Below are 1,513 nucleotides of genomic sequence, written 5' to 3' on the forward strand. Positions count from 1 at the left end.
GATTCACACTAATGGGCCTTGATTGGGCTGCCGTTGAACGGGTTTACGACCTGTTTGCGGGAAGCTGATCACCGAGCGGCGGGCTGGTGAGCACTTATTCACACTGGAGTGTTCGATCGATTCCTGGGTTGAGACCGTGCCCCAGCCGGTCGTGAGGTCACCTGTAGCGCTGATGGGATGGCGTGCCAGTCGAGCACTTGCATTAGGTCGCCGCGGGGTGTCCTCCAGCTCAACCCGGTTGAATTGCTCGAAGGCACAAGAGAGGCGGTGATCGATGATCTTCGTGGGTGATGACTGGGCCGAAGACCATCATGACGTGTGGGTGATGAACGAGGCCGGGCAGCGGCTGGGATCGCGGCGACTGCCCGAAGGGTTGACCGGCATCCGGCAATTGCACGAGCTGCTCGGTGCGCACGCCGAGGAACCCGACCAAGTGGTAGTGGGCATCGAGACCGACCGCGGTCTGTGGGTGCAAGCCCTGGTCGCCGCGGGGTATCAGGTATTGGCGATCAATCCGCTGGCGGTAGCGCGCTACCGCGATCGCCACCACATTTCGGGGGCCAAATCTGATGTCTCGGATGCCAAACTGCTGGCCGATCTGGTGCGCACCGATCGGCACAACCATCGACCGCTGGCCGGCGACAGCGCCGAGGTCGAGGCGATCAAGGTGCTCGGCCGCGCCCACCAGAACCTCATCTGGGCACGCGTGCGCCACACCAACGCGCTGCGCAGCGCGTTGCGGGAGTACTACCCGGCGGCCCTGGCGGCTTTTGAAGACCTTGCCCACGGCGACGCCCTAGGGGTGTTGGGTCGTGCCCCCACCGCATCCGAGGGTGCCCGGTTGAGTCTGCCGGCAATCCAGTCCGCGCTCAAACGCGGTGGACGCCAACGCTATATCGCCAGCCGCGCCAAAGAGATTCAAGCCGCGCTGCGCTCAGAACAGCTGACCGCCCCGCCAGCGGTGGCGACGGCGTTTGCGGCCACCACCCGCGCGGCGGTGGCCATCATCGCCGAGCTCAATCGACAGATCGCCGAACTCGAGACCAGCTTGGCCGCCCATTTTGAGGCACACCCGGACGCCGACATCTACCGCTCCCTGCCAGGACTTGGTGTCGTACTCGGCGCCCGGGTGCTTGGTGAGTTCGGGGACGACCCGAATCGATACACCGACGCCAAGTCTCGCAAAAACTACGCCGGAACCTCACCCCTGACCGTCGCCTCCGGCAAGAAATACCGCGTCGTCGCCCGCTACATCCGCAACAGCCGCCTCTATGACGCCATCGACCAGTGGGCCTTTTGCGCCCTGTCGCGAAGCCCCGGCGCCCGCGCCTTCTACGACCAGCGCATCGCGGCCCACGACAGCCATCACCAAGCGTTACGCGCCCTCGCTAACCGCCTCGTGGGCATCCTGCACGGCTGCCTACGCCACCACACCCCGTACGACGAACACAAAGCCTGGGCCCACCGAGCCCCAGCCGCCGCTTGACAACTTACGAACCTGGGATGTCTCAAC

Annotated in this window: 1 protein-coding gene; it reads left to right on the forward strand. The window is 64.9% G+C overall.

All coding sequences use genetic code 11. The features are described 5' to 3' along the window. Positions 1–274: 274 nt before the first annotated feature. On the forward strand, positions 275–1,486 hold the full coding sequence (locus N415_RS30215) for an IS110 family transposase (RefSeq protein ID WP_068189949.1): 1,212 nt from the start codon (positions 275–277) through the stop codon (positions 1,484–1,486). Positions 1,487–1,513: the final 27 nt, after the last annotated feature.

The organism is Mycobacterium sp. UM_CSW, from assembly GCF_000455205.1.
Taxonomy (GTDB): Bacteria; Actinomycetota; Actinomycetes; order Mycobacteriales; family Mycobacteriaceae; genus Mycobacterium.